Annotated in this window: 24 protein-coding genes; 16 read left to right on the forward strand and 8 right to left on the reverse strand. The window is 53.3% G+C overall.

Annotated elements, in window-relative coordinates; all coding sequences use genetic code 11:
• Window positions 1-7 precede the first annotated feature (7 nt).
• Genes K5621_RS03520 through murA form a run of 4 tightly spaced genes read left to right on the forward strand, consistent with a single transcriptional unit; the run spans window position 8 to window position 2,482 of the window.
• On the forward strand, window positions 8-664 hold the full coding sequence (locus K5621_RS03520) for an MlaC/ttg2D family ABC transporter substrate-binding protein (RefSeq protein WP_100143162.1): 657 nt from the start codon (window positions 8-10) through the stop codon (window positions 662-664).
• Window positions 661-948, forward strand: a complete 288-nt coding sequence (locus K5621_RS03525) for an STAS domain-containing protein (protein ID WP_208159045.1) — start codon at window positions 661-663, stop codon at window positions 946-948. Before K5621_RS03520 ends, K5621_RS03525 begins: the two co-directional genes overlap by 4 nt.
• A gap of 7 nt (window positions 949-955) precedes the next feature.
• The gene (locus K5621_RS03530; protein WP_096141023.1) at window positions 956-1,213 is read left to right on the forward strand and encodes a BolA family protein; all 258 of its coding nucleotides are present in this window, start codon (window positions 956-958) and stop codon (window positions 1,211-1,213) included.
• Window positions 1,214-1,222: 9 nt separating this feature from the next.
• Window positions 1,223-2,482, forward strand: coding sequence for a UDP-N-acetylglucosamine 1-carboxyvinyltransferase (gene murA / locus K5621_RS03535; protein WP_221050433.1), 1,260 nt, complete (start codon window positions 1,223-1,225; stop codon window positions 2,480-2,482).
• 626 nt (window positions 2,483-3,108) lie between these two features.
• Here murA and K5621_RS03540 read toward each other — a convergent pair.
• The 3 genes from K5621_RS03540 to K5621_RS03550 form a co-directional block, all read right to left on the reverse strand.
• Complete coding sequence (locus K5621_RS03540) at window positions 3,109-3,996, reverse strand: phosphoribulokinase (RefSeq protein ID WP_221050434.1); 888 nt, start codon at window positions 3,994-3,996, stop codon at window positions 3,109-3,111.
• A gap of 94 nt (window positions 3,997-4,090) precedes the next feature.
• Complete coding sequence (locus K5621_RS03545; protein ID WP_100143165.1) at window positions 4,091-4,348, reverse strand: YheU family protein; 258 nt, start codon at window positions 4,346-4,348, stop codon at window positions 4,091-4,093.
• On the reverse strand, window positions 4,332-5,309 hold the full coding sequence (locus K5621_RS03550; protein WP_221050435.1) for a hydrolase: 978 nt from the start codon (window positions 5,307-5,309) through the stop codon (window positions 4,332-4,334). Before K5621_RS03550 ends, K5621_RS03545 begins: the two co-directional genes overlap by 17 nt.
• A gap of 122 nt (window positions 5,310-5,431) precedes the next feature.
• On the opposite strand from K5621_RS03550, the gene K5621_RS03555 reads away from it, so the two are divergent.
• Both K5621_RS03555 and K5621_RS03560 read left to right on the forward strand, forming a co-directional pair.
• Window positions 5,432-5,938: a TAT leader-containing periplasmic protein gene (locus tag K5621_RS03555; RefSeq protein WP_100143166.1), complete on the forward strand. Its 507-nt coding sequence runs from the start codon at window positions 5,432-5,434 to the stop codon at window positions 5,936-5,938.
• A 19-nt stretch (window positions 5,939-5,957) separates the two neighbouring features.
• Entirely contained in the window at window positions 5,958-7,571 is a 1,614-nt protein-coding gene (locus tag K5621_RS03560; protein WP_221050436.1) for a GMC family oxidoreductase, read from the forward strand.
• On the opposite strand, the gene K5621_RS03565 is transcribed toward K5621_RS03560, so the two are convergent.
• Together K5621_RS03565 and K5621_RS03570 are read right to left on the reverse strand one after the other, a co-directional pair.
• Complete coding sequence (locus K5621_RS03565; RefSeq protein WP_100143168.1) at window positions 7,531-7,983, reverse strand: TIGR02444 family protein; 453 nt, start codon at window positions 7,981-7,983, stop codon at window positions 7,531-7,533. The two genes, K5621_RS03560 and K5621_RS03565, sit on opposite strands and share 41 nt — an antisense overlap.
• A gap of 44 nt (window positions 7,984-8,027) precedes the next feature.
• Window positions 8,028-9,935, reverse strand: a complete 1,908-nt coding sequence (locus K5621_RS03570; protein WP_221050437.1) for an ABC transporter ATP-binding protein — start codon at window positions 9,933-9,935, stop codon at window positions 8,028-8,030.
• A 328-nt stretch (window positions 9,936-10,263) separates the two neighbouring features.
• Between K5621_RS03570 and K5621_RS03575 the strand changes: the two genes are divergently transcribed.
• Both K5621_RS03575 and K5621_RS03580 read left to right on the forward strand, forming a co-directional pair.
• Window positions 10,264-12,276 carry a YwqJ-related putative deaminase gene (locus K5621_RS03575; protein WP_221050438.1) on the forward strand — a complete coding sequence of 671 codons (2,013 nt, stop codon included), beginning with the start codon at window positions 10,264-10,266 and terminating at the stop codon, window positions 12,274-12,276.
• Window position 12,277: 1 nt separating this feature from the next.
• Window positions 12,278-13,153, forward strand: coding sequence for a hypothetical protein (locus K5621_RS03580; RefSeq protein ID WP_221050439.1), 876 nt, complete (start codon window positions 12,278-12,280; stop codon window positions 13,151-13,153).
• Here K5621_RS03580 and nfi read toward each other — a convergent pair.
• Complete coding sequence (gene nfi / locus K5621_RS03585; protein WP_054743509.1) at window positions 13,145-13,822, reverse strand: deoxyribonuclease V; 678 nt, start codon at window positions 13,820-13,822, stop codon at window positions 13,145-13,147. The two genes, K5621_RS03580 and nfi, sit on opposite strands and share 9 nt — an antisense overlap.
• A gap of 239 nt (window positions 13,823-14,061) precedes the next feature.
• Between nfi and K5621_RS03590 the strand changes: the two genes are divergently transcribed.
• The 7 genes from K5621_RS03590 (at window position 14,062) to K5621_RS03620 (ending at window position 22,008) form a co-directional block, all read left to right on the forward strand.
• Window positions 14,062-14,259 carry a YheV family putative zinc ribbon protein gene (locus K5621_RS03590; RefSeq protein ID WP_039034984.1) on the forward strand — a complete coding sequence of 66 codons (198 nt, stop codon included), beginning with the start codon at window positions 14,062-14,064 and terminating at the stop codon, window positions 14,257-14,259.
• 173 nt (window positions 14,260-14,432) lie between these two features.
• Window positions 14,433-18,104, forward strand: coding sequence for an ATP-binding protein (locus tag K5621_RS03595; RefSeq protein ID WP_221050440.1), 3,672 nt, complete (start codon window positions 14,433-14,435; stop codon window positions 18,102-18,104).
• Window positions 18,104-18,754: a hypothetical protein gene (locus K5621_RS03600; protein WP_025011291.1), complete on the forward strand. Its 651-nt coding sequence runs from the start codon at window positions 18,104-18,106 to the stop codon at window positions 18,752-18,754. The genes K5621_RS03595 and K5621_RS03600 overlap by 1 nt, the downstream gene beginning before the upstream one ends.
• Entirely contained in the window at window positions 18,751-19,971 is a 1,221-nt protein-coding gene (locus tag K5621_RS03605) for a hypothetical protein (protein WP_039034949.1), read from the forward strand. Before K5621_RS03600 ends, K5621_RS03605 begins: the two co-directional genes overlap by 4 nt.
• 279 nt (window positions 19,972-20,250) lie before the next feature.
• Entirely contained in the window at window positions 20,251-21,393 is a 1,143-nt protein-coding gene (locus tag K5621_RS03610) for a transglutaminase family protein (RefSeq protein WP_221050441.1), read from the forward strand.
• A 16-nt stretch (window positions 21,394-21,409) separates the two neighbouring features.
• On the forward strand, window positions 21,410-21,727 hold the full coding sequence (locus tag K5621_RS03615) for a hypothetical protein (RefSeq protein ID WP_221051111.1): 318 nt from the start codon (window positions 21,410-21,412) through the stop codon (window positions 21,725-21,727).
• Window positions 21,724-22,008, forward strand: coding sequence for a heavy-metal-associated domain-containing protein (locus K5621_RS03620; protein ID WP_025011288.1), 285 nt, complete (start codon window positions 21,724-21,726; stop codon window positions 22,006-22,008). Before K5621_RS03615 ends, K5621_RS03620 begins: the two co-directional genes overlap by 4 nt.
• A 109-nt stretch (window positions 22,009-22,117) precedes the next feature.
• On the opposite strand, the gene K5621_RS03625 is transcribed toward K5621_RS03620, so the two are convergent.
• Window positions 22,118-22,537: a CBS domain-containing protein gene (locus K5621_RS03625; RefSeq protein WP_100142461.1), complete on the reverse strand. Its 420-nt coding sequence runs from the start codon at window positions 22,535-22,537 to the stop codon at window positions 22,118-22,120.
• Between the two features lie 247 nt (window positions 22,538-22,784).
• Here K5621_RS03625 and K5621_RS03630 point away from each other — a divergent pair, with 247 nt between their 5' ends.
• Window positions 22,785-24,548: an alkaline phosphatase D family protein gene (locus K5621_RS03630; RefSeq protein ID WP_221050442.1), complete on the forward strand. Its 1,764-nt coding sequence runs from the start codon at window positions 22,785-22,787 to the stop codon at window positions 24,546-24,548.
• Window positions 24,549-24,704: 156 nt separating this feature from the next.
• Here the strand turns inward: K5621_RS03630 and K5621_RS03635 are convergent, their stop codons facing one another.
• A complete protein-coding gene (locus tag K5621_RS03635; protein ID WP_221050443.1) occupies window positions 24,705-25,250 on the reverse strand; it encodes a hypothetical protein in 546 nt (181 codons plus the stop codon).
• Window positions 25,251-25,268: the final 18 nt, after the last annotated feature.

Genomic DNA, 25,268 nt, shown 5'->3' on the forward strand with positions numbered 1-25,268 from the left:
CACTGAGATGTTTAAAGGGATAATCCGTAATCTGTTGGCCGTCGCCTGCCTGGCGTCTGCAACTGTGGCACAGGCAGCCGATATCGATACCAGCAACCCTTATATCATGGTGGAGCAGGTTGCCGACAAGACATTCAATCGTTTTCATCAGGACAAGAGCATCATCGACAGCAATCCGGATCACCTCAAGGTGATCGTTAAAGAGGAATTGATGCCTTATGTGGATTACAAGTACGCCGCTTACAAGGTGATGGGCCAATATTTGCAGCAGACCACCAGAGAGCAGCGTGATGCCTTTGTCGATGCGTTTGAGGGCTATCTGGTTTCCACCTATGCCCAGGCTTTTACCGAGTACACTAATCAGAAGGTGGAATTTGGCCGCGCCATCGACTTCAGCCAGGAAAAGATAGTCGAGGTGAATGTACAGATCATTGAAGCGGGTCGTCCGCCCATCAAGTTGCAGTTCAAGGCGCGTCGTTTGAAGGACGACAGCTGGAAGGCCTTCGACCTGGTTGCCGAAGGTGTCAGCTTGCTGGCCTCCAAGCAATCGGAAGTCACTACACTCATTCGCCAAAAGGGCATAGATGCCGTGATTGAGATGCTTAAAGAGCGCACTCAGGTTCACGTGGATCCCAATGGCCCTAAAGGCAAGGATGCGCTATGAAGCTGGAGCCACAGGGCGATAGCTGCAAATTGAGCGGGCGTTTGACTCAAGAAGAGGTCGCCCGCTTGTGGAAGACGCGCAAGACACTGCTGCCGGACGATGTGCGCCGGTTGGATCTCAGCGAGCTGACATACTCGGACAGTGCCGGCATGGCGTTTCTAATGGAGCTTGTCAGTCTCAGAAAGGGGGAGCTGACCCTGGCTTCTCCCTCGCCACAGGTGCGTAAGTTGATCGCCCTGTATGATTTGGATGCCTTCTTTATCACAGAGGGCCAAACTAGGTAAGTTTCCAATGGATACCAAAGAGATAGAACAAGTATTAAAGGATTCACTCTCGTTGACGGAAGTCTATGTCAGCGCCGAAGGCAGCCATTTCAAGATAGTGGCCGTGGGTGAATGTTTCGATGGCATGAGCCGTATCAAGCAGCAGCAGGCTATCTATGCGCCTCTGATGGACAAGATCACCAGTGGTGAGATGCACGCGCTCAGTATCAAGACTTTTACGCCTACCCAGTGGCAGCGTGAAAAAATCTTCAACATGCCAGCCTAGAGTATCAATGTGGATAAACTGAAAATTCAGGCAAGCGGTGCGCTTGCCGGTAATGTGGTGATCTCCGGCGCCAAGAATGCTGCCCTGCCTATCCTGATGGCCGGGGTGCTGGCCGAGTCGGAGTTTCTGGTTTCCAATGTGCCCAACCTGAGGGACGTCAGCACCAGCTGTAAGCTGCTACGCTGTCTCGGCGCCGACGTCACCGAACTGGGGCAGGGCCAGATACGTATCGATGCCAGCGGTATCAATGAGTTTTGCGCCCCATATGATCTGGTGAAAACCATGCGCGCCTCCATTCTGATCCTGGGACCCTTGCTGGCACGTTTCGGTAAGGCGGATGTGTCTCTGCCGGGGGGCTGCGCCATAGGAGCCCGGCCGGTGAACCTGCACCTGCATGGCCTCGAGCTGATGGGCGCCAAGATAGAAGTCGATGAAGGCTATATCAAGGCTCGGGTCGATGGTCGCCTCAAGGGCGCGCATATCTTTATGGATATGGTCAGTGTTGGTGCCACAGAGAATCTGTTGATGGCTGCGGCCTTGGCCGACGGTGAAACCGTGATTGAAAACGCCGCCCGCGAACCCGAAGTGGTGGACCTGGCCAAGTGCCTTATCGCCATGGGGGCCAAGATTGAGGGCGCCGGAACCGCCACCATACGGATCCAGGGGGTGGAGAAGCTCAATGGTTGCCGTTATCGGGTGATGCCGGACAGAATTGAGACAGGCTCTTTCCTGGTGGCTGCAGCCGTGACCCGTGGCCGGATCCGTTGTCTGGATGCCGATCCCGGCTCGCTGGAGGCTGTGCTGGCCAAGCTGGAAGATGCCGGCGCCGAAATCCTTACCGGCAGCGACTGGATAGCCCTGGATATGAAGGGCAAGCGTCCCAAGTCAGTCAATATCAAGACTCTGCCTTATCCCGGTTTCCCGACCGATATGCAGGCGCAGTTCTGTGTGCTCAATGCACTAGCAGAAGGCACAGGCACTATCACGGAAACCATCTTTGAGAACCGCTTTATGCATGTGCCCGAGTTGAACCGTATGGGCGCCAATATGGAGCTGGAAGGCAATACCTGTATCATTCACGGTATTGAGCGGCTCAATGGTGCTCAGGTGATGGCGACCGATCTGCGGGCGTCAGCCAGTTTGGTGATTGCCGGACTGATGGCCGAAGGCACCACAGTGGTGGACCGTATCTATCATCTGGATCGGGGCTATGAACATATCGAAGAGAAGTTCAAGGGCCTAGGTGGCTCGGTAGAGCGCATTTCCTGATCCTAAGCCCAGATAAAACCGCTGGGATGTCGGTTTTTGAAGGGCTTCACCGATGAGCGGGAACAGAAAATAGCAACGGCTGGAAAGTATTTTGTTTTGCGATAAAACAATTACTTTCCAGCCGTTTTCGATCTCAGAACTTACCTTACTTATTGGGTAGTCGTAAGAGGTTGAAGGGGTCGCTAGAACGCCATATTCCGCTGACATTTTGCCGCAATATCTTGCCAGTTGAGTCTCTGTAGGTTCAGCGAGGAGCCTGCGGTTTTAACAGCTTCTGACGCCGAACTATTGACGAGATAAGCATGACAAGCGATAACGGTTGACCAACGGCAATCAGTGGCTAATTTTGGGTTAAGTTATAGATAAATAAGCTATTTATCTATATTAATTACGGCGGCAAATCTACCGTCAATTAATGGGAGATATATAATCTTAGTTGGTGGTGTCTAAAGCAGATGAGGTTGTTGACATACTCGAGGGAACAAACAGATCAAGATGGGGGAATCTATCCCCAAGAGTATGTCAACCATCAGTATTTCGCCTGAAATCCCGATGGCTGTAATTTACCCCTTTAGACTTAAATCAAACTTAATCGAGTATGAAGCCCACATTTATCTGCATCCAGCCTATTCAATGTCCTGCTCCAGCAGGGCTTGGCGTTTCTCCATCAGATCCTTAATCAGCGGGGTTAGAATGAGTTCCATTGCCAGTGACATCTTGCCTCCAGGCACGACCAGGGTGTTGATTCTGGACATAAAAGCCCCCTGGATCATCTTCAAATAATAGGGGAAGTCGACATTGTTGATGCCGCGAAAGCGGATCACCACAAAGCTTTCGTCCAGGCTGGGAATATCCTTGGCGCTGAAGGGGTTGGAGGTGTCCACCGTAGGGACCCGCTGAAAATTGATATGGGTGCGGGAGAATTGCGGCGTCATATGATTGATATAGTCGTCCATCGAACGCACGATTGAGCCCATCACCTTTTCGCGGGTATGGCCGCGCTCAGAGGTATCGCGAATGATCTTCTGGATCCATTCCAGGTTGACTATGGGTACCATGCCAATCAAGAGATCCACATGCTGGGCAACATTGTTTTCGCCGGTCACGACTCCGCCATGCAACCCTTCATAGTAGAGCATATCGGTGTCCTCCGGCAGCGGTCGCCACTGGGTAAAGGTGCCCGGCATCTGGTTGTAAGGCACGGCCTCATCGAAGGTGTGCAGGTAGGAGCGGGTTTCCCCTTGTCCCGTGCTGGCATAGTCGGCAAAACACTTTTCCAAGCGGGCAAAATCATTGGCCTCAGGGCCAAAATAGCTGATGTTGCGGTTTTCGGCCTTGGCCTTGCGGATCATCACTTCCATTTCGGCGCGGGTATAGTGGTGAAAGCTGTCCCCTTCTACCATGGCCGCGTTGATCCCCAGCTGTCTGAAGATGTGACTGAAGGCGGTTGTGGTAGTCGTGGTTCCGGCACCCGATGAACCTGTCACTGCGATAATTGGATGTTTTGCAGACATTTTTCCTACCTATTTCAAAGAACTTGAGCCACGGGCTAACGATCGGTGGGTTAACCTTTGGTTAACTACTTATAAAGGAATGCAGGGGGGCGGGTCAATCATGGGTAAGTGGAGTTCGGCGCATGATCTCCTCGCGGGAGCGGATCGCAATGGACTCATCGTCTTCACCAAATTCGACCAGCAAATGCCCGCTCTTGAGCGCCAGGCGGCACTTGCCGATGGCCTGTTCCAACGCTTCGTCACCCAAGGCATCGAAGCTGCCATCTTCTACCTGAGAGAGCAGGTATTCCTTAATCAGGTTGTCCAGGGTGTCCTTGGGCAGTTGCAGCAGGGATTCATAGGGTATCAGCATGAGTTGACTCCGTTAGATAACGCAGCAATCGCTGCTCCAGATAATAGCGTGGTCGCCATGGTGTGCCGCCCTCGATAAAGCCCACATGGCCGCCATTGGCATGCAGTTCATACTCGACGCAGGCGGGCAGATGCGCCAATGACGGGATTACGGCGTCCGTCATAAACGGGTCGTCTGCGGCATGCAGAATCAGGGTCGGCTTGGCTATCTTGCTCAATAAAGGCAAGGCGCTGGCCTTTTGGTAATAGTCATCGACACCGTTGAAACCGTGCAGTGGTGCCGTCACCTGATGGTCGAAATCATAAAAGGTGTTTAGCCGTTTGATGGCTTCGCCATTCAGCGGCAACTGGCTGTTGCCCCGCTCGAGTTTCAGCAGCATTTTTTGCTGTAGTTGGCGGATGAGATAACTTTGATAAATCTTGGAGAAGCCTTTCTCCAGCCGCTTGGCGCAGGATGCCAGCGCCAGCGGTGCCGATACCACGGCTGCGCGGCTGAGCAGGCTTTTCTCAGCAAATTCTCCCTGGTACTTGGCCAGTACATTGCCGCCGAGGCTGTAACCGACCGCCAGCAGAGGCGAGTGGGGATAGCGCTGCTTCAGGGTTTGCAGGCTATGGCTGATATCGGCCGTATCACCACTGTGGTAACTGCGCGCCAGGCGATTGTCTTCACCCGAGCAGCCTCTGTGATGGTGCACTACGGCGGCCAGTCTCTGCTTCTGACACTCACGCAGCAGGCGGCGGATATAGTGGGAGTCGGCGCTGCCTTCCAGCCCGTGCAGTATTACCAATAAGGGCTTACCCGGGGTTGGCGTCTTGAGCCAGTCGAGATCGATAAAGTCACCATCTTCCAGTTCCAGACGCTCACGCCGCAGCGGCAACCCCGCCACTTTGGTCAGCACGGGAATGATAGTTTGAAAATGGGGGCTCTTGGCCCACCAGGGCGAGCGAAAACTGCGGCTCATGATATCTCGCATGCAAAATGGCCTATTGCCGTGGGCGCTTTGCTGTGGTTAATTGGTTATCGGCCGAATTGTAACACAGATGTCAGCACAGCCGAGTGCAGGGAAATGACAGGAGGACAGGCATGCAAAGACGGCAGTTTCTACTGTGGGCTTTGGGGGGAACAACGGCGCTGGCGTTAGGCGTCAGCCTCTATGTAGATGAGGAGATCGTCAGCTTGAGTGAGCGGGAAAAGCCTCATGACCTTCTGCTCGGCGCCTTGATCCCAGTATTGTTGGAAGGCGCATTGCCGGAGATTAGCAAGCATAGAGTCGATGCCATCAATCGCACCCTGGATGCGGTCAATCAAACCCTTAAATGGCTACCTAAGGCCCAGCGTCAGGAGCTGGAACAGCTGCTCGACATGCTGGAAAACCGCTTTGGCTTACTCTTGCTGAGCGGCAGCATGACGCCTCTGATGTTGCGCAGTCCCAATGAATTGGTCGGTATGCTGGAGTCTTGGCGCAGCGCTTGGATGGCGCTGCTGCAACAAGCCTATCTTGGTCTCAGAGAACTGTTGATGGCGAGCTATTACGCCTGCCCTGAGCATTGGGGCGGGCTTAACTACAGCAAGCCGAAACTGGCCCTCTAATACCCCACAGGAGACACATTTGCCGATAGTTGATCCCATTTTGGCCGGGTTGGCCGCAGGTTGGAAACATACAGATGGAGCCTCTTTGACCGAGGATCTTGAACTGGAGACGGATGTCGTCATCATAGGTACAGGTGCCGGCGGCGGTACGGCGGCTGAAATATTGACTCAGGCGGGGCTCAGAGTTTTGCTGTTGGAGGCCGGGCCGCTCAAGTCATCCTCTGACTTTGTCATGGAGGAGCGCCGCGCCTATCCAGAACTCTACCAGCAAGCGGCGGCCATGAAGACCCTGGATAAGGGAATAGGTATTTTCCAGGGCAAGTCGGTCGGCGGCTCCACTACAGTCAACTGGACCACTTCGATTCGCACCCCAAAAGCCACTCTGGACTATTGGCAAAGCCTTGGGGTTAAAGGTTTGTCCCGCAGCGAGTTGGATCCCTGGTTCGACAAGATGGAGCAAAGGCTCAATATCAGTCGTTGGCCGATAGATCCCAACCGCAACAACCAGGCTCTCAGGGATGGCTGTGTCGAGCTAGGCTGGGACTACACAGTTATCAAACGCAATGTGCTGGGCTGCTGGAACACGGGGTACTGCGGCATGGGCTGCCCGGTGAATGCCAAGCAATCCATGCTGGTCACCACCATACCGGCTGCCCTGAACGCTGGGGCTGAGTTATACAGCCATGTTCGCGCCGAGCGCTTCGAGCATCATGGCGAGCGGGTTTTTGCTCTCAGAGCCGAGGCGCTCGATGGCTATAACAAGCCCACTGGAGTCAAGTTGATGATCCGCGCTCGTCATTATGTGGTGGCGGCCGGGGCTATTCACACTCCGGCATTGCTGCTGCGTTCACAAATGACAGATCCCTATCAGCGCCTCGGCAAGCAGACCTGTTTACACCCAACCGTGCTCAGTGGCGCCCGCTTTCGGGAGGCAATCAATGCCCACTCCGGGGCACCGCAGTCGATATATTCGGATCAGTTTGTTTGGCAAGATGGTGCTACTGGTCAACCAGGATATAAGCTGGAGGTACCGCCGGTGCATCCTGTGCTTATTGCCTCCAAAACCCTGGGCTATGGGCCACAGCATGCCGAGCTGATGTCCTGGTTCAATCATCTGCAGGTCACCATAGCCCTGATCCGGGATGGCTTTTCGCCAGAATTGCCCGGTGGCCAAGTACTGTTGACAGATAAAGGCACTGCGCTGGATTACCCTCTGACGCCGGCCCTGTTTGCCGCCGCCAGAAGGGCTTTTGCCAGCATGGCCGAGCTGCAGTTTGCCGCCGGTGCTGAGCAGGTTATGCCTATCAATGAGGGCGCCGGAATTTTGTCCTCTTGGCAAGAGGCCAAACAGGTTATAGCCAATATGCCGCTGGCGCCACTGAAGACCATAGTGGCTTCGGCACATGTAATGGGCGGCTGCGCCATGGGCGAAGACAGGCAATTATCCTGGGTAAACAGTGAAGGTCAGGCACATTACTACAGCAATCTATCTGTGATGGATGGTTCTGTATTTCCCAGCAGTTTGGGGGCCAATCCTCAATTGAGCATCTATGGTTTGACGGCGCGGAACGCCAGCCGATTGGCTCGGAGACTCAAGCGGGAGCCAGCAGTGCAGGGTGTTGCTGAGGGCTGAGGTTGAATAGCGCCAGATAAGTGCTGAGATTGTGTCGCTTGTCTTCAGCGATGCTGCGAGGCAGACCGTTGAGTTTATGCAGTATTAAATGCTGACCTCGACGTTCCATTTTGAGTTCGACATCCAGCATCTGTTGGTATTCTGTTTGCTCCAGATTGGGTTTGGCTAGCCGTCTAAGTCGGCGGTAGGGGTGCAGAATGCCGCTTTCCCACTGTGCTATATCGGTATGCAATTGAGACCAAGACTCGCAGTCGAGAGCGACACGTTTATCGTCCAGTGTCAGTGCAAGTAAGATCAGGTTCACTATCAGGCCATGTTTGTCCTGTAGCTCTATCAGCAACTTTTCCAGCGAGGGGTATAGCGCTTCGCACTCCTGCCAAAGATTGGGGGTAAATAGACTCGTATGGGGCACAGAGTTCTCCTTTGGGTTAACTTAACGGCTTGGCCGAATCCAGTTTAAAGACCCGATTCGGCTTCGATGGCGTCTATCTCTTCCTGAAGTTCCAACCAGTTCATTTCGCTTTCTTCCAGCGCCTGCGAAAGTTGGGTGCGCTCGGCGAGGATCTCCGTCAGTCTGGGCTTTTGCTCGGCCTCGTAGAGAGCAGTGTCCGCCAGCAGATTTTCCAGCTCCGCCAATCTGTCGGTAGCCTGGCTCTGCTCGGCTTCCAGTTTGGCCTGGCGTTTCTTCAGTGGTGATAGTTTTTGTCTCAATTCAGCTTCCAGGCGCTTTTGCAGCTTCTTGTCCTGGGCTGGTGAGGCTTCGTCAACCTGGGACACACTCGCCGTTGCGGCCTTGGCGGCATCCAGCAACCACTGGTGATAGTCGTCCAGATCGCCATCGAACATCCGCACTTCGCCGCCGTCGACCAGGTAATAGTCGTTGCAGGTGAGTCGCAGCAGGTGGCGGTCGTGTGACACTATCACCATGGCGCCTTCAAAGCCCTGCAGCGCAACGGTCAGGGCGTGGCGCATCTCCAAATCCAGGTGGTTGGTGGGTTCATCGAGCAGCAATAGATTGGGGCGTTGCCACACCAGCAGCGCCAATACCAGACGGGCCTTTTCACCACCGGAGAAGGGACGCACTTGGGCAAGTGCCATATCTCCCTGGAACCCAAAACCACCGAGGAAGTCTCTCAACTCCTGTTCGCGGGCGTTGGGTGCCAGGCGCTGCAGATGCTGCAGCGGGGTATCATCCAGCTGCAGAAACTCTATCTGATGTTGGGCAAAGTAGCCGATATTGAGCCCGGGATTGGGCTCGTACAGGCCGCGCATGGGCGAGAGCTGCTCAGACAGCAACTTAATCAGGGTAGACTTACCGGCACCGTTGCGCCCCAACAAACCGATGCGGGCACCGGGTACCAGATTGAGATGCACCTTGTTGAGAATAGCCTTGTCGCCGTAGCCGACCGACACATCTTCCATCTTCACCAAGGGGTTGGGCAGCGCATCCGGCTCGCGAAATTCCATATAGAAAGGGCTGTCGGCCTTGGAAGGCATCAACTCAGTCATCCTTTCCAGGGCCTTCAGGCGGCTTTGGGCCTGTTTGGCCTTACTGGCCTTGTAACGGAAGCGGTCCACAAAAGACTGCATGTGCGCCCGCTCTCGCTGCTGGCGTTCATAGGCCACCTGTTGCTGGGCCATACGTTCGGCACGAGTGTGTTCAAAGGCGCTGTAGTTACCCTTGTAGAAGTTAAGTTTCTGGTGTTCAACATGGACGATTTCGTCCACTATGGCGTCGATAAAGTCACGGTCGTGGCTGATCAGCACCAGCGTGCCTTGATAGGATTTAATCCAACCTTCCAGCCAGTACATGGTATCCAGATCCAGGTGGTTGGTGGGCTCATCGAGCAGCAATAATTCTGAGCGACACAGCAGTGCCTGCGCCAGATTGAGACGCATCCGCCAGCCACCGGAGAAGCTCTTCACCGGATGGCTCTGCTGGGCCTCGCTAAAGCCAAGCCCTGCCAGCAGAGTACCGGCACGGGCGCGTATGCTGTAGCCGCCGATGGCATCAAGCTTGCCGTGCAGTTCGGCTATCCTGTGGCCATTATCCTCTGCTTCAGCCTTGGCCAGTTGGGTTTCGAGCTCGCGAAACTCACGATCGCCATCGAGCACATATTCCAGTGCCGAGACGTCCAGCGCCGGGGTTTCCTGAGCAACAGTTGCGATGCGCCACTGGGATGGCACGCTGATCTCGCCTTTGTCCAGGTGTAGTTGCCCTAGAATCAGGGCCAACAACGAGGACTTACCCGTACCGTTGGCGCCGACTAATCCCACCTTGTGGCCGGGATAAATAGTCAATGAGGCCTCGTCAAGCAAGGTCTTGGTGCCACGGATCAACTGGGCATCGGAAATGGTGATCATGAATACTGCTTTGGAATACGCTGAATTTATGGAGCCAGATGATAGCCCAGAACCCCGGTCTCAGGCTATAGCAGCAACACTTTGCTGTGAGCTTACACCAGGCCTAAAAGGCTTATAGTCGTTTAGAAGGGGGTGTTGCCCTCAAAAGGACTGTTTTGTGGCAAGCAAACCGAAAAATATCGGGAAAAACTAATGTTTTCAAGGTGACTGAGCTGCATTTCTTCAGTACTTGCAGTACCATCCAAGCGCGCTCAAAAAAGCGCCACAGGAAACAAGGAGTTTTACCAAGGGAGCCTCATTACCTTGGGGCAGACAGGGAGAGTCATAGATGGGCGTGATCCGCGTAGTCAGTATGGCTGAGTTGCATCTCAGTGATGCCGGGCAGATTGAGGCCAACTGGCAAAGCTTGAGCAATGAACAGTTGGTATCTTTGGCACCGTCCGGGCGCTCGCTTGAGCAGCTCAAGCGGGAACTGACCGATGGCAACTGGGTGCTTCTCAGTGATGCACCAATCTTGCCACTATTTCGTTATCAATCCGGCGACTGGGTCGCCAACATTCAAGACGGTATTTCCCCTCACGCCGTTAATCAGATCCAAAAGCGTTTGGCTTCGGCTGGAAGCAGTGCTTACTTTAAAACATCCACCGGCAGCCTGGCCCCGGCCATCGAACCAGTTTACAGCCCGGATCCCAGCCTGACTCAGATTGCGCCCACCGCGGCGCCAACGGCTAAAATCAGTCCCAAGTTCGCTCAAGCCAGACGCAGGTTGGAGTTGGAACTGGTTTACGACGACAAAGAGGAGACGGCGGCAGGTAAGGTGCCCTATAGAGTCGAATTCAGTGATGGTTCGCAAAAGAGCGGGGTATTGAATGCCAAGGGCTGGGCCTGCCTGGAAGATTGCCCCACTGGGGAAGCCACTGTTATCTTTGGCGATGAGGCTGAGCGCCAAAGTGCAGAGCAAAGGTTACCCAGCCTCTACCGTCAGTTGGCGGCGTCGCTGGACACTGCGGCAGCGGAAATGGCCAAGAAAAGCGAACAGTTGGCCGCTCAGGCGGGTGTTCAGCAAATCAGTGACAGTTTCAGGCAAAAAGTGGATGCACAACTGGCGGAGCTGACGGCTCAGCGAGAGCAGTTCAACCAACAGCAAATCTGGCAACAAGCCTTGCAGACTGGCCAGGCTTATACACAGGGGCTGAGTCAGGGAACAGCCAGCTTCATGGACGATTTGCTGGATTTCAGTGGCTTGATGGCATTCCTCGAGGAAGCAGAGATAAGTCTTTCTTTGTTGCTCGAGGCGATAATGACAGGCGATGTCGATGCTCTGGAGAGCAAACTGGCTCAATGGCGTGCCCGTGGTGAAAATGGCTTGAAGGCCACAGGTGAGGCGATGGAAATGCTGATCTTGCTGTTAAAAGACGAGCATGTCCGGGCCTTATTGCAATCACTGCCACTGCGTTATCTCGACGCCCTTCCCAAAGATAAGCTGGCCGAAATAGCCGGTTATATGCATAGCCGGGTCAATTTGGATGGCATGTTGGAGATGTCTCTTGTCCTGCTTGCGGCGCTGGTTGGCAGTATCTTTGGGGTGATCCTGATGTTTCTTGTTGTGACCAAGAAACGGGCCAGCAGGATTATCAGCCCGGCCAGTAGCGTATTGGAAGATATCGCCAAGGCCCAAAAGGCGATTCGGAACGACCATGCAGTTCAAACTTATATCGGAAAACACCAGACTCCACTGAATAGCAAGACGCCAAAGGGTGATGTTGACACTCCTTTGAAAAGTCGGGAGAATCCAAAAGGTGTTCCAAACAGATTGACCAGTGCTTTAACAGATGATGCCGAATCTATTATTTCAATTTCTACCAAAGGTCAGCTACGAAAACAAGCTGCTTTATCTCGAGCAGGTGTTGAAGAGTTAGGTATCGTTAGTAAAAATTATATAAACTTACCAGGTTCAGTGAAAAACTTTCCGGGAGTTCGAAGATTAGATGATGAATTCTTCGTTATTGACGATTCGGCAGCGTACATAAGGCAGGTCGAAAAGCTGTATGCAGATTCTGGAAACACCTTGAACTCAGTTACTCGCAACAAAATATTAGAATACATTGGGGACGGTACGAGTCAATTCCCAACGCAAGCAGGTATTCCAGGGTTGCATGCAGAAGTTCAATCGGTAAACAATGTTATAAATCAAGTACCAGTTGGTTTTGATTTGTCGAAAATAAATGTATCGACGATCAAATTAGCTCCTGGCCCTGGACAAGGTCTACCATTTCCAGCATGTAGCAATTGTGGGGGGATTTTGTCAAGTTCTGTGAATATTTTAACAGGAGTTAAGTAACATGCTTAGGTTAAAAAAAAGTGAGTTAACAGAAGAAAAAGGAACGTTTTTTTATAAAGGTGACCTTTTTTCTGGGATTGCGTTTACTATGATTAAAGGTGAGTTGGTAAGTGCGATAGAGATCTCGGAAGGGGTTGAAGTGGGGAATTATTCTCCAAAATATTTCCCAGAATCTAATTGTAGAATTATTGATATAGATCTCCTGGAACCTGAAGATGAAGACGATTATGAGTCATTTCTGTGTTTAAATGGAGAACGATTTAGCGGTATTGCACTTGAGTTTGACGGCGTCTTTTGCACTGCGGAATTACTGTATGTAAGAGGATGGAGTGATTCACAAGTTGTCTATTATGAGACGGGGCGTTTAGCATCAATAGAGCTTGTTGAGGATGGTTTCTCTCAAATTTATCAGGTCTATAAAAATGAAAGGTTAAAGAAATGTGAGGTTACAGTTAGAAACTCTTTTTCTTTTAATTTGGAATTTAATGAAGATGGAAGTTTGACTGTTTTGGGAATCGAAGGAGATTACTTTAATCAATTAGAGTTAGTATTAGATAAGTTAGCGATTCCGGTTTATAAAAATGAAAGTTTTATCGAAAACTTGAAAGCAGCACAGTTTTTGTCTGTTTCTGGAAATTCAGTTACAGATAAGTTATTTGAAAAATTGATAGCTTCAGGTGGGCTTGAGCAGGTGGAGAATATTAGCATCTTCCAAACAGCAGTAACCAAAGAAAGCTTACGCTTACTTCAAAAATATAGAAATATTAATAAGCTGTTTGTAAACTCTAATGTTATAAACTTGGATGACGTAAGGTTATTTAAATCTAATAAGCCAGATTGTTATGTCGAGTTCAATCGAGAGGAGGTATTAGCTTAGCTGCTTGATAGTAGAGTTCACAAGTTGATCTGCTTGCCTAGTCGTTTCTGGTAAACGATATTTAGGTGAAAGCTTCAGAATCCAATCACAAGCAGTTGATAATGAAATACGGTGACCAATTGAAACGTAGATAGGATTGATCCTGGTCTGAGTTCTCAACACATTACCAATTACTTCATTGTGATCCATTAGAGGTGCAATAGCCCCTCTTATTGGACTTGGATCTTGATGTTCGCCGAGTAATCTTGTTTTACCACAGCCAATGGTGGGGATATCAAAAATAACGCCAAGATGACAAGCCAAGCCAAAACGACGGGGATGTGCATAACCTTGTCCGTCACACACGACCAAATCCGGTGAGTGCTGAAGTTTTGCGAATGCTTGAATTAATGGTGGTAGTTCTCGGAAGGAAAACAGTCCTGGAATATATGGAAATTGAACCTTGTCTTCTGCGGTTGCTGTTTCAACAATCTCTAAACTATTGGCATCGAGAACAACAACAGCAGCTACTAAGTTGTCGTTATCTTTTTTATAGGCAACGTCAACACCAGCGATCAGTTTGATTTCATTAAACTGATCTGTCTTTACGACTTTGGCTGCAAGCTCTTTTTGTAAAGCCAGAGCTTCTACTTCGCTAATATTCCAGTCATGCTTGATAATAAGATCCATTATTGATTTCCCTATCCGCGCTACAGCAGGCGATTGTACCCGATAGCCAGATATTTTCATTATAACTTTGGCTTTCGAATACCAGCAGGCCTGTTTTGCTAACGTCATCATCCGGCACAGGGATCCCCCCGCTTTTCCAGCACCTTGGCGCAAACATTGCCGTAATGCTGTTTAAAATGCGCCACAGCGGCTACAGATATGGCAAAATAGCGCCATTGCTTATCAACTAGACTCAGAAGATGAACAGGATCAAGAAACGCTTTGTGGCCGGTGCCAAATGCCCCAAATGTCAGGCTCAGGACAGCATAGTGCTGTTCAAGGAGAACGGCATAGAAACGGTCGAGTGTGTCGAGTGTGATTACCGCGAGCAGCAGACCGATGACAAGGTCAGTGACAAGGCGACCGGTGAAGTGATAGGCCTGTTCAAACCTGAATAATATTCTTTGAAACCCGCAGCGGATCCCGCTTTCTTTACCGGCCCTTCAATTGCCAAGGGTGGGTCTTTCCATTAATTTAAGGGTTTTGCTGTATTGAGGCGGTTTGCCCGCCTGTTGCCGCGAGTGCCGGGGCCTCTGGCCGCTTGGGGCTTGCTGTCTGCATAAGGATTTATATGCCAAGCTTGATTCGAATAGTGCTGATCGACACCCATCTGCCGGGCGTGGTGGAGCTGAAGCTCGATGGTCATACCAATATCTGTGGTACCAACGCCTCGGGCAAGACCACGTTGCAGCGTCTGGTGCCTGTGTTTTATGGTGAATACCCCAGCCGGGTCGTGCCTTCGACCCGTGACAGCTTCGAGCGCTGGTATCTGCCAAGAGAATCCAGCTATATCATTTACGAATACCAAAAGAGTGATGGCTTGCTGTATCAGGCGGTGCTAGCCTCGGCCGGCGATGGCAAGGGGGTCAACTATCGCTTTATCGCCAAGGGATTTGAACTGGAAGACTATATCAAGTCCCAAAACGGCGACACTATTTTATGCCATACCATGGCCGAACTGGGCCGCGAGATGAAACGCGCCGGAGTGAACCATACCAAGCTTTTGAATACCCGAGAGTTTCGCGCCATCATCCAGAATGACCGCACCTTGCTCAACACGGGCACCAGCCGCACCGAGCTGCGCAGCTATGCCCGTTTGTTCTCTCTGTGCGAGGCCGATCATTCACTGCGCCATATCGAAAAACTGGCCAAGGCGGTGCATTCCAAAGAAGGCAAAATGGAAACGGTCAAGTCGATGATCGCCGCCATTTTGGAAGAGGATGGCGTTAACCCGCCGGCATCAAGGCTCAATCCACAACGAGTCGAGGCCTGGATCCGCGAGAGTCAGCTGATCGCCGGGTTCGAGCAGATCCGTCCCGAATTTGACAAGCTGGAGCAGGAGTTCAACGAACTGCTGTCGGCCGAACTGCGTCTTGGCAGCCTGGCCAAGGGTTATCGCAATGACGAAGTGCTGGAGGCCCAGCGTCAGGAGCAAAATCAGACCCTGTCGCGGGAGCTGAACTTCCGTCTCAAGGCATTGGACGATGAGTGGAAAGAGCAACGCGACGAGCTTAACCAGGAGCTGTCTGCCGCCAAGGGCGATGTCGCTAAGCTGGAGTATGAACTCGACGCCATCGAAAACCAGCATGCGGCGTTTCTCGATGCCGATATCGAACAGGCCAAGGCCAATCTGGAACAGTTGCCGCTGTGGCGTAGCGATCTTGAGAACCTCAGCGAAAGGCACAAGCTGCAGACAGAGAAGCACCAGGACATAGAAGCCGCCTATAACGCCCGTCGCAGCAAGATTGGCGAACAGCTCAACAAGGAGCTGGAAAAGCTGCAACAAGAGTTGGATAAGCAACGCGAGGCCCGCGACAAGCAGCGTGAAGTGGCCCGGGAAGACTTGGCGCGCCTCGATGCCGAATTCCGTGAGCAGCAGGAAAACGGCAAGGCCAAATTCCAGGAGCAGGAGTACCAGCTCAAGCTCAATGCGGCCGAGCTCAAGCTGCAGGTCGACAGCGTGACTTATACCGAGGAGGAGAAACTCAGCCTGGTGGTGTTCGACGAGCGTATCGACCGTGCCGATGCCGAGCAGGAGGCCGCCAACGCCAAGGTGGAGCGGCTGATGAGCGAAGAGCGCAAGCAGCGCTCACTCAGGGATCAGGCCAGCGAATCACTCAGAATTGCCGCGCTCAGAGTCACGGAGCGCCAGGGCGATCTGGACGATCTCAAACACATGCTGTTCCCCCAGTCCCATACCTTACTGGAGTTCCTGCGAAAAGAAGTGCCGGGTTGGGAGCAGCACCTGGGTAAGGTGGTACATCCCGACTTGCTGCACCGCACCGACTTGCACCCCAATGTTGGCGCCGAAAGCGACAGCCTTTTTGGGATCTCATTGGATCTCAAGGCGCTGGAAATCCCCGAATACGCCAGTTCAGAGCCTGAGCTGAGGGCAAAGCTGGCCAAGGCCGAAGATGCGCTGCAAAACGCCTATGGGCTGCAGGAAGAAGCGGAAGAGCGCCTGGTGCAGGCCAACGAAGCGCTGGATAAACTGAGCCGTGAGCTGACCTTTGCCCGCACGGCATACAAGAATCTGCGTGACGATTTGCGGCGTCTGTTCGAGGAGCGCCGCACGGTGCAGGAGCAGATTAACAAGGCGTTGGCTGAGCGTAAGGCGCAGGCCGGTAAACGCCTGACGCTGCTGGATCAGGAGATGAAACAGCTGCGCAACCAGCACCTGGAATGGCTGGAGGAACTCAAAGAGCAGGCACTGGATGCCAGAATGGAAAAGAATGCCTACTGGCAGGAAGTGGTCGGCGCGCTGGAGCAGCACCTGGAGCAGCTCAAGGAGAGCATCAATCAGCGTCGCAGTCGTGCCAAAGAGGAGCAAAAAGCCTGCGAGCAGTGGTACAAGAACGAGCTTAAATCCCGCGGGGTGGATGAAGACAAAATTCTCGCCCTCAAGCGGGAGATCCGTGAGCTGGAAGGTGCCATTGCCGCTGCCGAGCAGCGCCGCAGTGAAGTGCTGCGCTATGACGACTGGTATCAGCATACCTGGCTGGTGCGTAAACCCAAGCTGGTGACCGACCTGGGCGAAGTCAAGCGCGCCGCTTCCGAGTTGGATCAGCAATTGAAAACCAAGGCCAACGAAGTCAAACATGCCCGCCAGCAACTGGAGCTACAAAGGCGCCAGTCCGATGCCGCGCAGGTAGAGGCCTCGGAAAACCTCACCAAGTTGCGCGCCTTGCTGCGTAAGCTGGCCGAGCTGAAATTGCCGCGTAACGATGAAGAGCCTCAGGGCAGCCTGGGTGAACGTCTGCGTCAGGGCGAGGAGCTGTTGCTTAAACGCGAGCATCTGCTGGGTTCGGTCAGGCAGTATGTGGATCATTTCGATCAGGTGATTGCCAGCAAGTCAGGCTCCAGCCTATCCGAGTTCTGGGAAAAGGCCCGTGAGGAGTCCAGCTCAGTCAATGACAAGGGCATTCGCCTGCTGGATTACCGCAAGTTGGTGCCGCATCTGGCCCAACTGCTCAATGTGATGGTGCCGCAGTCGATTACCGCGCTGCGTGAACAGGGCCGGATCTTCGGTGTCGACCTGACTGCCTTTTACGATGTCTTGGCCGATATCGACCGCCGTATTGCCTCCCAAAGTGCCCGTATTACCCGCGAAGTCGGGGAGGAGCTGTTCCTTGAAGGCGTCTCCGAATCTGCGGTCAGGATCCGCTCGCGGATCAGCGAACTGGAGTTCTGGCCTGAGCTGGAGCTGTTCGTCAAGGCGTTCCGCGCCTGGAAGGCCGAAGGCTTCACCGGCCTGCCGGATGAGCACTATACCAACAGCATGCGCCGGGCACTGGATATTATAGGCCGCTCGGCCCTGACTGGCGGCATCGCCAAGCTGCTGGAGATTGAGCTGCGCCTCAAGGAGGGCAACTCGGATCTGGTGATCCGCACCGACCGTCAGCTCAACGAGTCATCCAGTCATGGTATGGCTTATCTGATCCTCTGTAAGTTCTTGCTGGCCTTTACCCGTTTGCTGCGGGGCAAGGCGGATGTCACTGTGCACTGGCCGATTGATGAGCTGGGCACCTTGCACCACGCTAACGTGAAGAAGATCTTCGATGCCTGTGAAAACAACAATATCAGCGTGTTGGGTGCTTTCCCCAACCCTGAGTCCGAGGTACTGAATTTGTTTGCCAACCGCTACATCATCAACAAGCAGACCAAGCGACTGCAGGTGGTTAAACCCAAGGTCGATCCCATAGCGCAAAAGCTCTCTGAGCGCTTGGCCAAGGAGGCGGTGTAATGAGCGAACTGCAAAGCACTATCGTCGGCTCCGGCGCCCTGATTGAGCGCCTGCTCAAGGGGGAATTTATCTGCCGCACCACGGATGAGGAAGGCTGGCGCTCACTCAAGAGCCCGGCCACCCGTGACAGAGTCGAGGCCTATCTCAACCAAATCAACCGCACTGTGGCCCAGGCCGCCGAGGGTGAAGTCTTTTTCTGCGGTTATCTGCAGTTGGGGGAGGACGAGCGCAAAGTGATTTCGGCGCAGTTTCGCGATATCTGCCAGGCGTTGATCCCCATGGTGGAATGGCTGGTATTGGTGCAGGAAGCCAGCGGCCAGGATGCCCCCCTGACTGAAGGCGCGGCGGTGCGGCTTACCGAATTACAGAGCCGCATTGAGGATACGCCGGCGTTTCGCGAGCAACTGGCCAAGCTAAGCCAGTATCGCTTGTTCGGCTCCAGCTCAAGCAGTGTCGATGGCCAGATCAAACTGGTTTTCAAGCGCTTGCAGGAGCTGGGTTATCTGGTGCGGCCGAATCCGGAAAAACAGATCTATATCGCCACCGGCAAGCTGGATTACCTCTACGAAGTGATCCGTTTTATCGATGAAACCGAGGGCCTCAGTCTGGAGGCTCAGGCTGAAACCGCCACCCAGAGGGATCTGATATGAGCAGCAACCTGCATCAGGCCGGGGTCAAGCTGCTGAGGCTGCTTGGGCGTAACGCCGAACTGGTGATGGACGCCTATCTTTCCGGTAGCTTGGATGAGACCCAGCAGGAACCCGCGCTGCTGAAGAAGCTTACCGACAACGGCATTCTCTGGCGTCCCGAGCCGGACGAACCGCTCAGGTTGTCGCGTAATGTCAGGGCCCTGCTGGAAGAGGGCCTCAAGGATGAGCGTAACCGCCAGATCAACGCCAACGTCGGTTCGGCTCTGGCCACCATCAAGACCTTGGCCAATCACTACCGTGAGGCGCGCGCCAGTGTGGATTACAGCGCCGCCGAAGCCTATCTGGCGGACTTGACCGAACACGTATTCAGCTTCACCGAGAGCCTGCGTTACTCCATTCGTGTGCTCTGGGGCCGGATCAATAACGAGTTCGGTTATGTAGGTTCAATTAACGCCAAGATCCGTGAAAACGAGCTGGCCCAGAGCCAGGTATCGGAACTGCTTAACGGCCTGGAGCTGTTTGAGTTTACCGAGCTTGGCGAAATTGCCGGTGATATCCGTGAGCTGCGCCGCCTGCTGGTGACCATGCTGCAGGACACTCTCAGTGATTGCACCCAGGAGCTGAGCGTGGTGCAGGGGCGTCTGCTGGAATTGCTGGGACGCTTCAGGCAGATCCGCGGTCGTACCCGTTTGCTTAAAGGCTGGTTGCTGTATACAGATTTGCACCCCGACTATCAGGTGGCCGACCATGTGGCGCACAAGCAGGTGCCCGTGCTGTTCAATCATGCCGAGGCCTTGCTGGCACCGGCATCTGTGGATGTGAACAACAGCGGTCAGGAACTGCAACTGATGGAGATGGTAGCTCGTATCAAGGCTATCAGTCGTGACCATCTGCCCAAGAGGTTGCAGGAGCACGATGTGCCGGTTGCGGTTAGTCCTCAGGAAGACTTTGATATGCCGGATAACCCGCTCAAAGAGGCGGTGGATGAGTACTTCTGCGCCGTCATTGACTCGGGCCGCAACACTTCGGCGCTGGAATATCTGCAGCAGCAACAGCTGTCCTGGGATCCGGAAAGCTGGCTCTATCAGGTGATAGGCGGTTTTGAGGGGCTCAGTGAAGAGCACAAACGCTTCTTTGCCCTGGAACCTTTGGGTGAGCCTCATCCGCTTTATTCGGGGAACTTCATTATCCGCGATGTGGAAGTGGGGTTGAGATAGACCAGGCTGGCGATAATGTGAGCAAACACCGTTTTTCCCATCAGCAGTCGCAACTTTACATTTGTAAAACTTCAAACGAGACAAAATGACCAATATGGTTGTTTTGTCTCGAAAACTTGTTAACTATTCTCTCGATTCCCCCCCTTCCATGACTCGGCCAGTTCAGGACTGTGAGCTGCGACTTTGTTGCGGTGCCAAGGGGCGACACCTATAATGCCTCGTCCGATTGACGGGGCACTTTTGTATCTTATTTGTTGTTCATGCGTAAGGAATAGAATAATGCAGAGACGCGATTTTTTAAAAACGGCGGCTATTTTGTCGACAGCCGGTATCACCAGCCCTGTGATGGCGGCCGCATCGAAGACCAAGGCCGTTGAGCATTATTCCGCCGATGGCCGCAGACACTTCACCCTGACTCAAGATTACCAACTGATCGCACCCGAGGGCTCAGAGGGCGTGGTCAAGTTGTGGATCCCGCTGGTGGAAGACACTCAGTTTCAGCAAGTTCGTAAGCTGAACTTCAAAGGCAATTTCCAGGATGCCTATATCACTGCCGCTAACAGCTATGGCGCCAAGACACTGTTTGCCACCTGGCCTGATGCCAAAGGCAAGATGGAACTGCAGTTGGTGATGGAGCTGGAAACCCTCGACTGGGAACCGCTGAAAAACGGTGAACTCGAACATTATCGCGCCCCCGAAACCATCCAGTACCCGGTGGATGTGGAGCACTATCTGCTGCCCACCAAGCATATGCCCATTGATGGCATAGTGAAGCAGACGGCAGACAAGATTGTTGGCAAGGAAACCGATCCGCTGGAAAAAGCCCGCCTCATCTACAACTGGGTCAGCGCCAATATGTTCCGCGACAACGACGTTATCGGCTGCGGCACGGGTGATGTGGCCACTATTCTCGAGAGCGGCAAACTGGGGGGTAAGTGTACTGATATCAACTCGGTATTTGTGGCCTTGGCTCGCGCCGCTGGCATACCTGCCCGGGAGATGTTCGGGATCCGGGTCGGACAGGCTATTAAGATGGGCAAATACTCCAAGAAAGCCTTCGGCAGCAGTGATGCCAATGGCCTGGCCAAGGTCAGTGGTGGTCAGCACTGCCGCGCCATGTTCTATCTGGCGGGTTACGGTTGGTTGCCGGCCGACCCTGCGGATGTGACCAAGATGCGTTTGACCGAGAACAAGCAACACCAGGATCCCGATGTGCAGGCGGTCAACGACTATCTGTTCGGTAACTGGGAGATGAACTGGGTTGGTTTCAACTTCGGTCGTGACTTTGATCTGGCGCCCATGGCCGAACAGACGCCACTGAACAACTTTGGCTATCCTTATGCCGAAGTGGATGGTGACCCTGTGAATTACTATGATCCTAAAGTTTTCGCCTATGATTTCCAGTCAACAGAACAGCTCTAAGGGGTTTTTGGCGACACTGGCAGCAGCCGTTGTTGCCGCTGTCGCCTCCAGTCTGTGCTGTATTGGGCCGCTGATCTATCTGGTGTTTGGGGTATCGGCGGCCTCGCTGTCGGGCATTGAACAGCTGAGCTGGCTGCAAGTGCCCATGCTGGCGCTGTCGACTCTGTTGATCCTGCTGGGCTTTTGGCGTTTGTATTTTTCCAAAAAGCCTCTGTGCACCGCGACCATGAGCCGTACCAGTATGTTACTGCTTTATTGGCTTGCGGTGCCTGTGGTCTTGGCGTTTCAGCTTTACCCTTTTGTATTACCTTGGCTGTTAGAGGTGTTTGAATGAGAAGCTTGTTACTGGTTTTACTGCTGCTGTGCACGCCGTTTGCCTGGGCGGGCAATCTGGTGGTCACCCTGGATGTTAAAGGCATGACCTGCCCTTTGTGTGTCACGGTAATCAACAAGGCGCTGCGCAAGACAGAGGGCGTGATTAAGGCCAAGTCCTCGCTCAAGACCCAGCAGGCCAGAGTGATAGTGCCTGAAGGCTTTGATATGGATGCGCTGATAAAGGCGGTGGATGAAACCGGCTATAAGGGCAGTATCAATAAGATAGAGCCAGAGGCCTAAGGACTAAGAATTAAGCTCTAAGATCCGGTTCATTCAATAGGTTCAGCTTGCGCCAAAAGCAAAAGCTCTGTCCAAAAAAGCGTGCTCTAAGCACGCTTTTTTGATGGGTTCAGGCCTTGAGCAATTCCCGGCACAGTTTGACGAAGTCAGAAGAGGTGACTATGCCCTGCACCTTGTTGTGCTCGTCCACAACCGGCAGACAGCCATGTTTGTTGGCGATAAAATAATCCACCACTTGAGTCAGCGGCGCATCGGCCATGAGTGGTTCAAAGTCGGTTTCAATCAGATCGGCTATCAGGGTACCGCGTTCCTTTCGTTCCAGTGCTCCCTGACCGTAGCGGGTCAGCAGATTGACTACTGTGGCAATCATCTTCTTATGGGTGAGTATTCCTACCAGAGTGCCGCTGGTTTCTGATATCACCGGCAGATGGCGCACGCCGCGGGAATGCATCAGTTGGTGGGCGTCCTTGACGCTGGCGCCGTCACTGATACACACCACTTGGGTACTCATGATGTCTTTGACTTTCATTGTCTTGTTCCTTTATCTGGCCCCTCTATGGGGTAATTCACTGTCCTGTAAGGCATTTTGCCCCCTGTTATCAGTATCTGCAAGTTAAGGGACTTAAAGCGGACGCCATTTTGTTTAACTGACTGAATTCGTTTGAATACCAATAGGTATTTACCTGTTTGTCACAATTGTGCAATAGTTTGACTTCACAATCTGGACATCCGACCTCATACCAGCATGATGAAGCGTTTTTAAAGGAATAATAACAATGACCCGCAACTTCTCCCGTCGTGACTTTCTTGCCCTCTCAGCCAAAGGTGTTGGCGCCGCGGTACTTTCATATGGCCTGATGGGCTGCTCCAGTGATAATGATGACAATACTGTCGCCGCCGATTTTCTTCATGGTGTCGCCAGCGGTGATCCCACTCAGGATGCCGTGATTATCTGGACCCGGGTAACACCGCAAACGGCGGGGGATGTCAGAGTATCCTGGCAGGTGTCCCGTGATGGTGCCTTCAGCGACTTGGTGACCACAGGTGAAATGGTCACCAATGCCGAGCGTGACTACACGGTTAAAGTCGATGCCATGGGGCTGGAGAGCGGCAGCCGCTACTTCTATCGTTTTATGATGGGTGACAAGACATCCACAGTCGGTATGACCAAGACCCTGCCCGAGGGCGCGGTCGATTCGGTCAAACTGGCGGTGATGTCCTGCGCCAATTTCCCGGCCGGTTACTTCAATGTCTATGAATTGGCGGCGCAGCGGGACGATCTCGACGCCATGCTGCACTTGGGCGACTATATCTATGAATATGGCCGTGGTGGTTATGCCAGTGAACATGCCGCCGAGCTGGGCCGTGAGGTGTTGCCGGCGGGAGAGCTGCTGTCCTTGAGCGATTACCGTAGCCGCTATGGCCAGTATCGCGGCGATGCCAGTTTGCAGAAGCTGCACGCCAAGCTGCCGTTTATTACCGTCTGGGACGATCACGAAGTGGCCAACGACACCTGGAAGGATGGCGCCGAAAACCATAACCAAGGGGAAGGGGACTTCGACGCCCGTAAACAGGCGGCATTGCAGGCCTACTTCGAATGGTTGCCTATCCGCCCATGGCGCGAGGGCAATCATGAAGAGATCTACCGCAGTTTCAGCTTCGGCGATCTGCTGGATCTGCATATGCTTGATACCCGGGTGTTGGCCCGTGACAAACAGTTGGACTATGGCAACTATCTGGATCCGGCTACCGGCGCTTTCAACGATAAGCAGTTTCTCGCTGACGTGACCGATACTCAGCGTACGCTTCTCGGCCAAACCCAACTGCTGTGGTTGCAGGGAAAACTGTTGCAATCCAGCGCCAAGTGGCAGCTTTTGGGACAGCAGATACTGATGGGGCGGATGATGTTGCCGGCGGCGATAGCCACTCAGCAGCTGTCTATTCCGCAGTTTGCCGAGTTGGCGGCATTGGCCCAGCTGGCGGCTCGTGCTCAGGCTGGCGATCCGACTCTGACCCAAGCGGAGCTGACCTATCTGGCTGCCAACCAGGCCAAACTGACGCCGGAAGTGCTGGCACTGTTGCAACTGCCATCGATCCCCTACAACCTGGATGCCTGGGATGGCTATGCCTATGAGCGTGAAGTCGTGCTGGCCACTGCCCGGGCCTCGGGTAAAAACCTGGTGGTGATTGCCGGTGATACTCACAATGCCTGGGCCAATGATCTCAAGGACAAAGATGGCAACATGGTTGGGGTTGAGTTTGCCACCAGCTCGGTTTCTTCTCCTGGGCTTGAGTACTACCTCAACCTGCCACCAGAGCAGATCCCGGCGACAGAGGCGGCCGTTGTAGGGCTGGTGGATGACCTTAAATACGCCAACCTGTTGAACCGGGGTTATATGACGCTGACCTTCAGTAGCGAAGAGGTGGTCAGCGAGTGGTTCTATGTGGACAGCATTCTGAGCAAAGATTTCACTGAAGCAGAGGAGCGCCGTGCCATTGCCCGTTCCTTGGATGGAAAGCCGGGGATCTTGCTTGGCTGACTATTGCTTCAAGTGTCGATAAGCTAAAGACATAAGCCTCTAACCGCTTGAAATAACAACAAGGACAGCTCAGGGCTGAGACACTACAGCTCAGGGCTGTCCTTGTTTTTTCGATTCTTTTTGGGTTCCAGGCAGAACTAAAAGTCATTTCCCTGCTCAGGGATGCTGCCGATGGAATTGATATCTGGCCTGATGGAACTCATCCGGGCTGTCCGGCGCTTCGCTCTCGCAGTAGTCGCTCAAGTGGGCTTGGCTCAGTTGCCATCCTGCTCGCTCGGCGATTTCCCGCAGTTTATCCAAGAGTGCTTCTTCCATGTCGAAATGCAATGCCTGCAGCATACTCGTGCCCCAGAGGCTGAAGCAGCCGTCATTGCTGTATTTGACCAGCGGGCTCTCGGCTATCAGGCGCTTGGCTTCACCGCGCCAGTAACCCAGGTACTCACCATAGGGCAGTTCGGCCACAAAGGCGATGTGCTTGCAGGTATCACCAATGGCTTTAACGTTGGCAGCTACTTCGGGGTCGGCCCAGTCATCTTCATTCAGGTAACTGGTATCCTCCCACGGCGCCCAATCTTCATCTTCAGGAAAGCGGACGAACAGCTCGCTTTCAAACCAGTCTCGGCAATGTTTAAGCAGGAAGGCCAAATCTTCGGGGCAAGCTTCATTGCCCAGTCTATGACTGGATATAAAGGTTGTAGGCATAGATCCCTCTTGGTTGGT

This window comes from Shewanella carassii (genome assembly GCF_019670705.1).
Lineage (GTDB): Bacteria > Pseudomonadota > Gammaproteobacteria > Enterobacterales > Shewanellaceae > Shewanella > Shewanella carassii.

Bases quoted from the DNA above. Each gene is read 5' to 3' on its own strand.
- K5621_RS03550 (WP_221050435.1), bottom strand. From the start codon at position 5,309: ATGAGCCGCAGTTTTCGCTCGCCCTGGTGGGCCAAGAGCCCCCATTTT.
- K5621_RS03520 (WP_100143162.1), top strand. From the start codon at position 8: ATGTTTAAAGGGATAATCCGTAATCTGTTGGCCGTCGCCTGCCTGGCG.
- K5621_RS03545 (WP_100143165.1), bottom strand. From the start codon at position 4,348: ATGCTGATACCCTATGAATCCCTGCTGCAACTGCCCAAGGACACCCTG.
- K5621_RS03530 (WP_096141023.1), top strand. From the start codon at position 956: ATGGATACCAAAGAGATAGAACAAGTATTAAAGGATTCACTCTCGTTG.
- K5621_RS03625 (WP_100142461.1), bottom strand. From the start codon at position 22,537: ATGAAAGTCAAAGACATCATGAGTACCCAAGTGGTGTGTATCAGTGAC.
- K5621_RS03570 (WP_221050437.1), bottom strand. From the start codon at position 9,935: ATGATCACCATTTCCGATGCCCAGTTGATCCGTGGCACCAAGACCTTG.
- K5621_RS03605 (WP_039034949.1), top strand. From the start codon at position 18,751: ATGAGCAGCAACCTGCATCAGGCCGGGGTCAAGCTGCTGAGGCTGCTT.
- K5621_RS03540 (WP_221050434.1), bottom strand. From the start codon at position 3,996: ATGTCTGCAAAACATCCAATTATCGCAGTGACAGGTTCATCGGGTGCC.
- K5621_RS03525 (WP_208159045.1), top strand. From the start codon at position 661: ATGAAGCTGGAGCCACAGGGCGATAGCTGCAAATTGAGCGGGCGTTTG.
- K5621_RS03635 (WP_221050443.1), bottom strand. From the start codon at position 25,250: ATGCCTACAACCTTTATATCCAGTCATAGACTGGGCAATGAAGCTTGC.
- K5621_RS03590 (WP_039034984.1), top strand. From the start codon at position 14,062: ATGAACAGGATCAAGAAACGCTTTGTGGCCGGTGCCAAATGCCCCAAA.
- K5621_RS03575 (WP_221050438.1), top strand. From the start codon at position 10,264: ATGGGCGTGATCCGCGTAGTCAGTATGGCTGAGTTGCATCTCAGTGAT.
- K5621_RS03555 (WP_100143166.1), top strand. From the start codon at position 5,432: ATGCAAAGACGGCAGTTTCTACTGTGGGCTTTGGGGGGAACAACGGCG.
- K5621_RS03595 (WP_221050440.1), top strand. From the start codon at position 14,433: ATGCCAAGCTTGATTCGAATAGTGCTGATCGACACCCATCTGCCGGGC.
- nfi (WP_054743509.1), bottom strand. From the start codon at position 13,822: ATGGATCTTATTATCAAGCATGACTGGAATATTAGCGAAGTAGAAGCT.
- K5621_RS03630 (WP_221050442.1), top strand. From the start codon at position 22,785: ATGACCCGCAACTTCTCCCGTCGTGACTTTCTTGCCCTCTCAGCCAAA.
- K5621_RS03610 (WP_221050441.1), top strand. From the start codon at position 20,251: ATGCAGAGACGCGATTTTTTAAAAACGGCGGCTATTTTGTCGACAGCC.
- K5621_RS03600 (WP_025011291.1), top strand. From the start codon at position 18,104: ATGAGCGAACTGCAAAGCACTATCGTCGGCTCCGGCGCCCTGATTGAG.
- K5621_RS03580 (WP_221050439.1), top strand. From the start codon at position 12,278: ATGCTTAGGTTAAAAAAAAGTGAGTTAACAGAAGAAAAAGGAACGTTT.
- K5621_RS03620 (WP_025011288.1), top strand. From the start codon at position 21,724: ATGAGAAGCTTGTTACTGGTTTTACTGCTGCTGTGCACGCCGTTTGCC.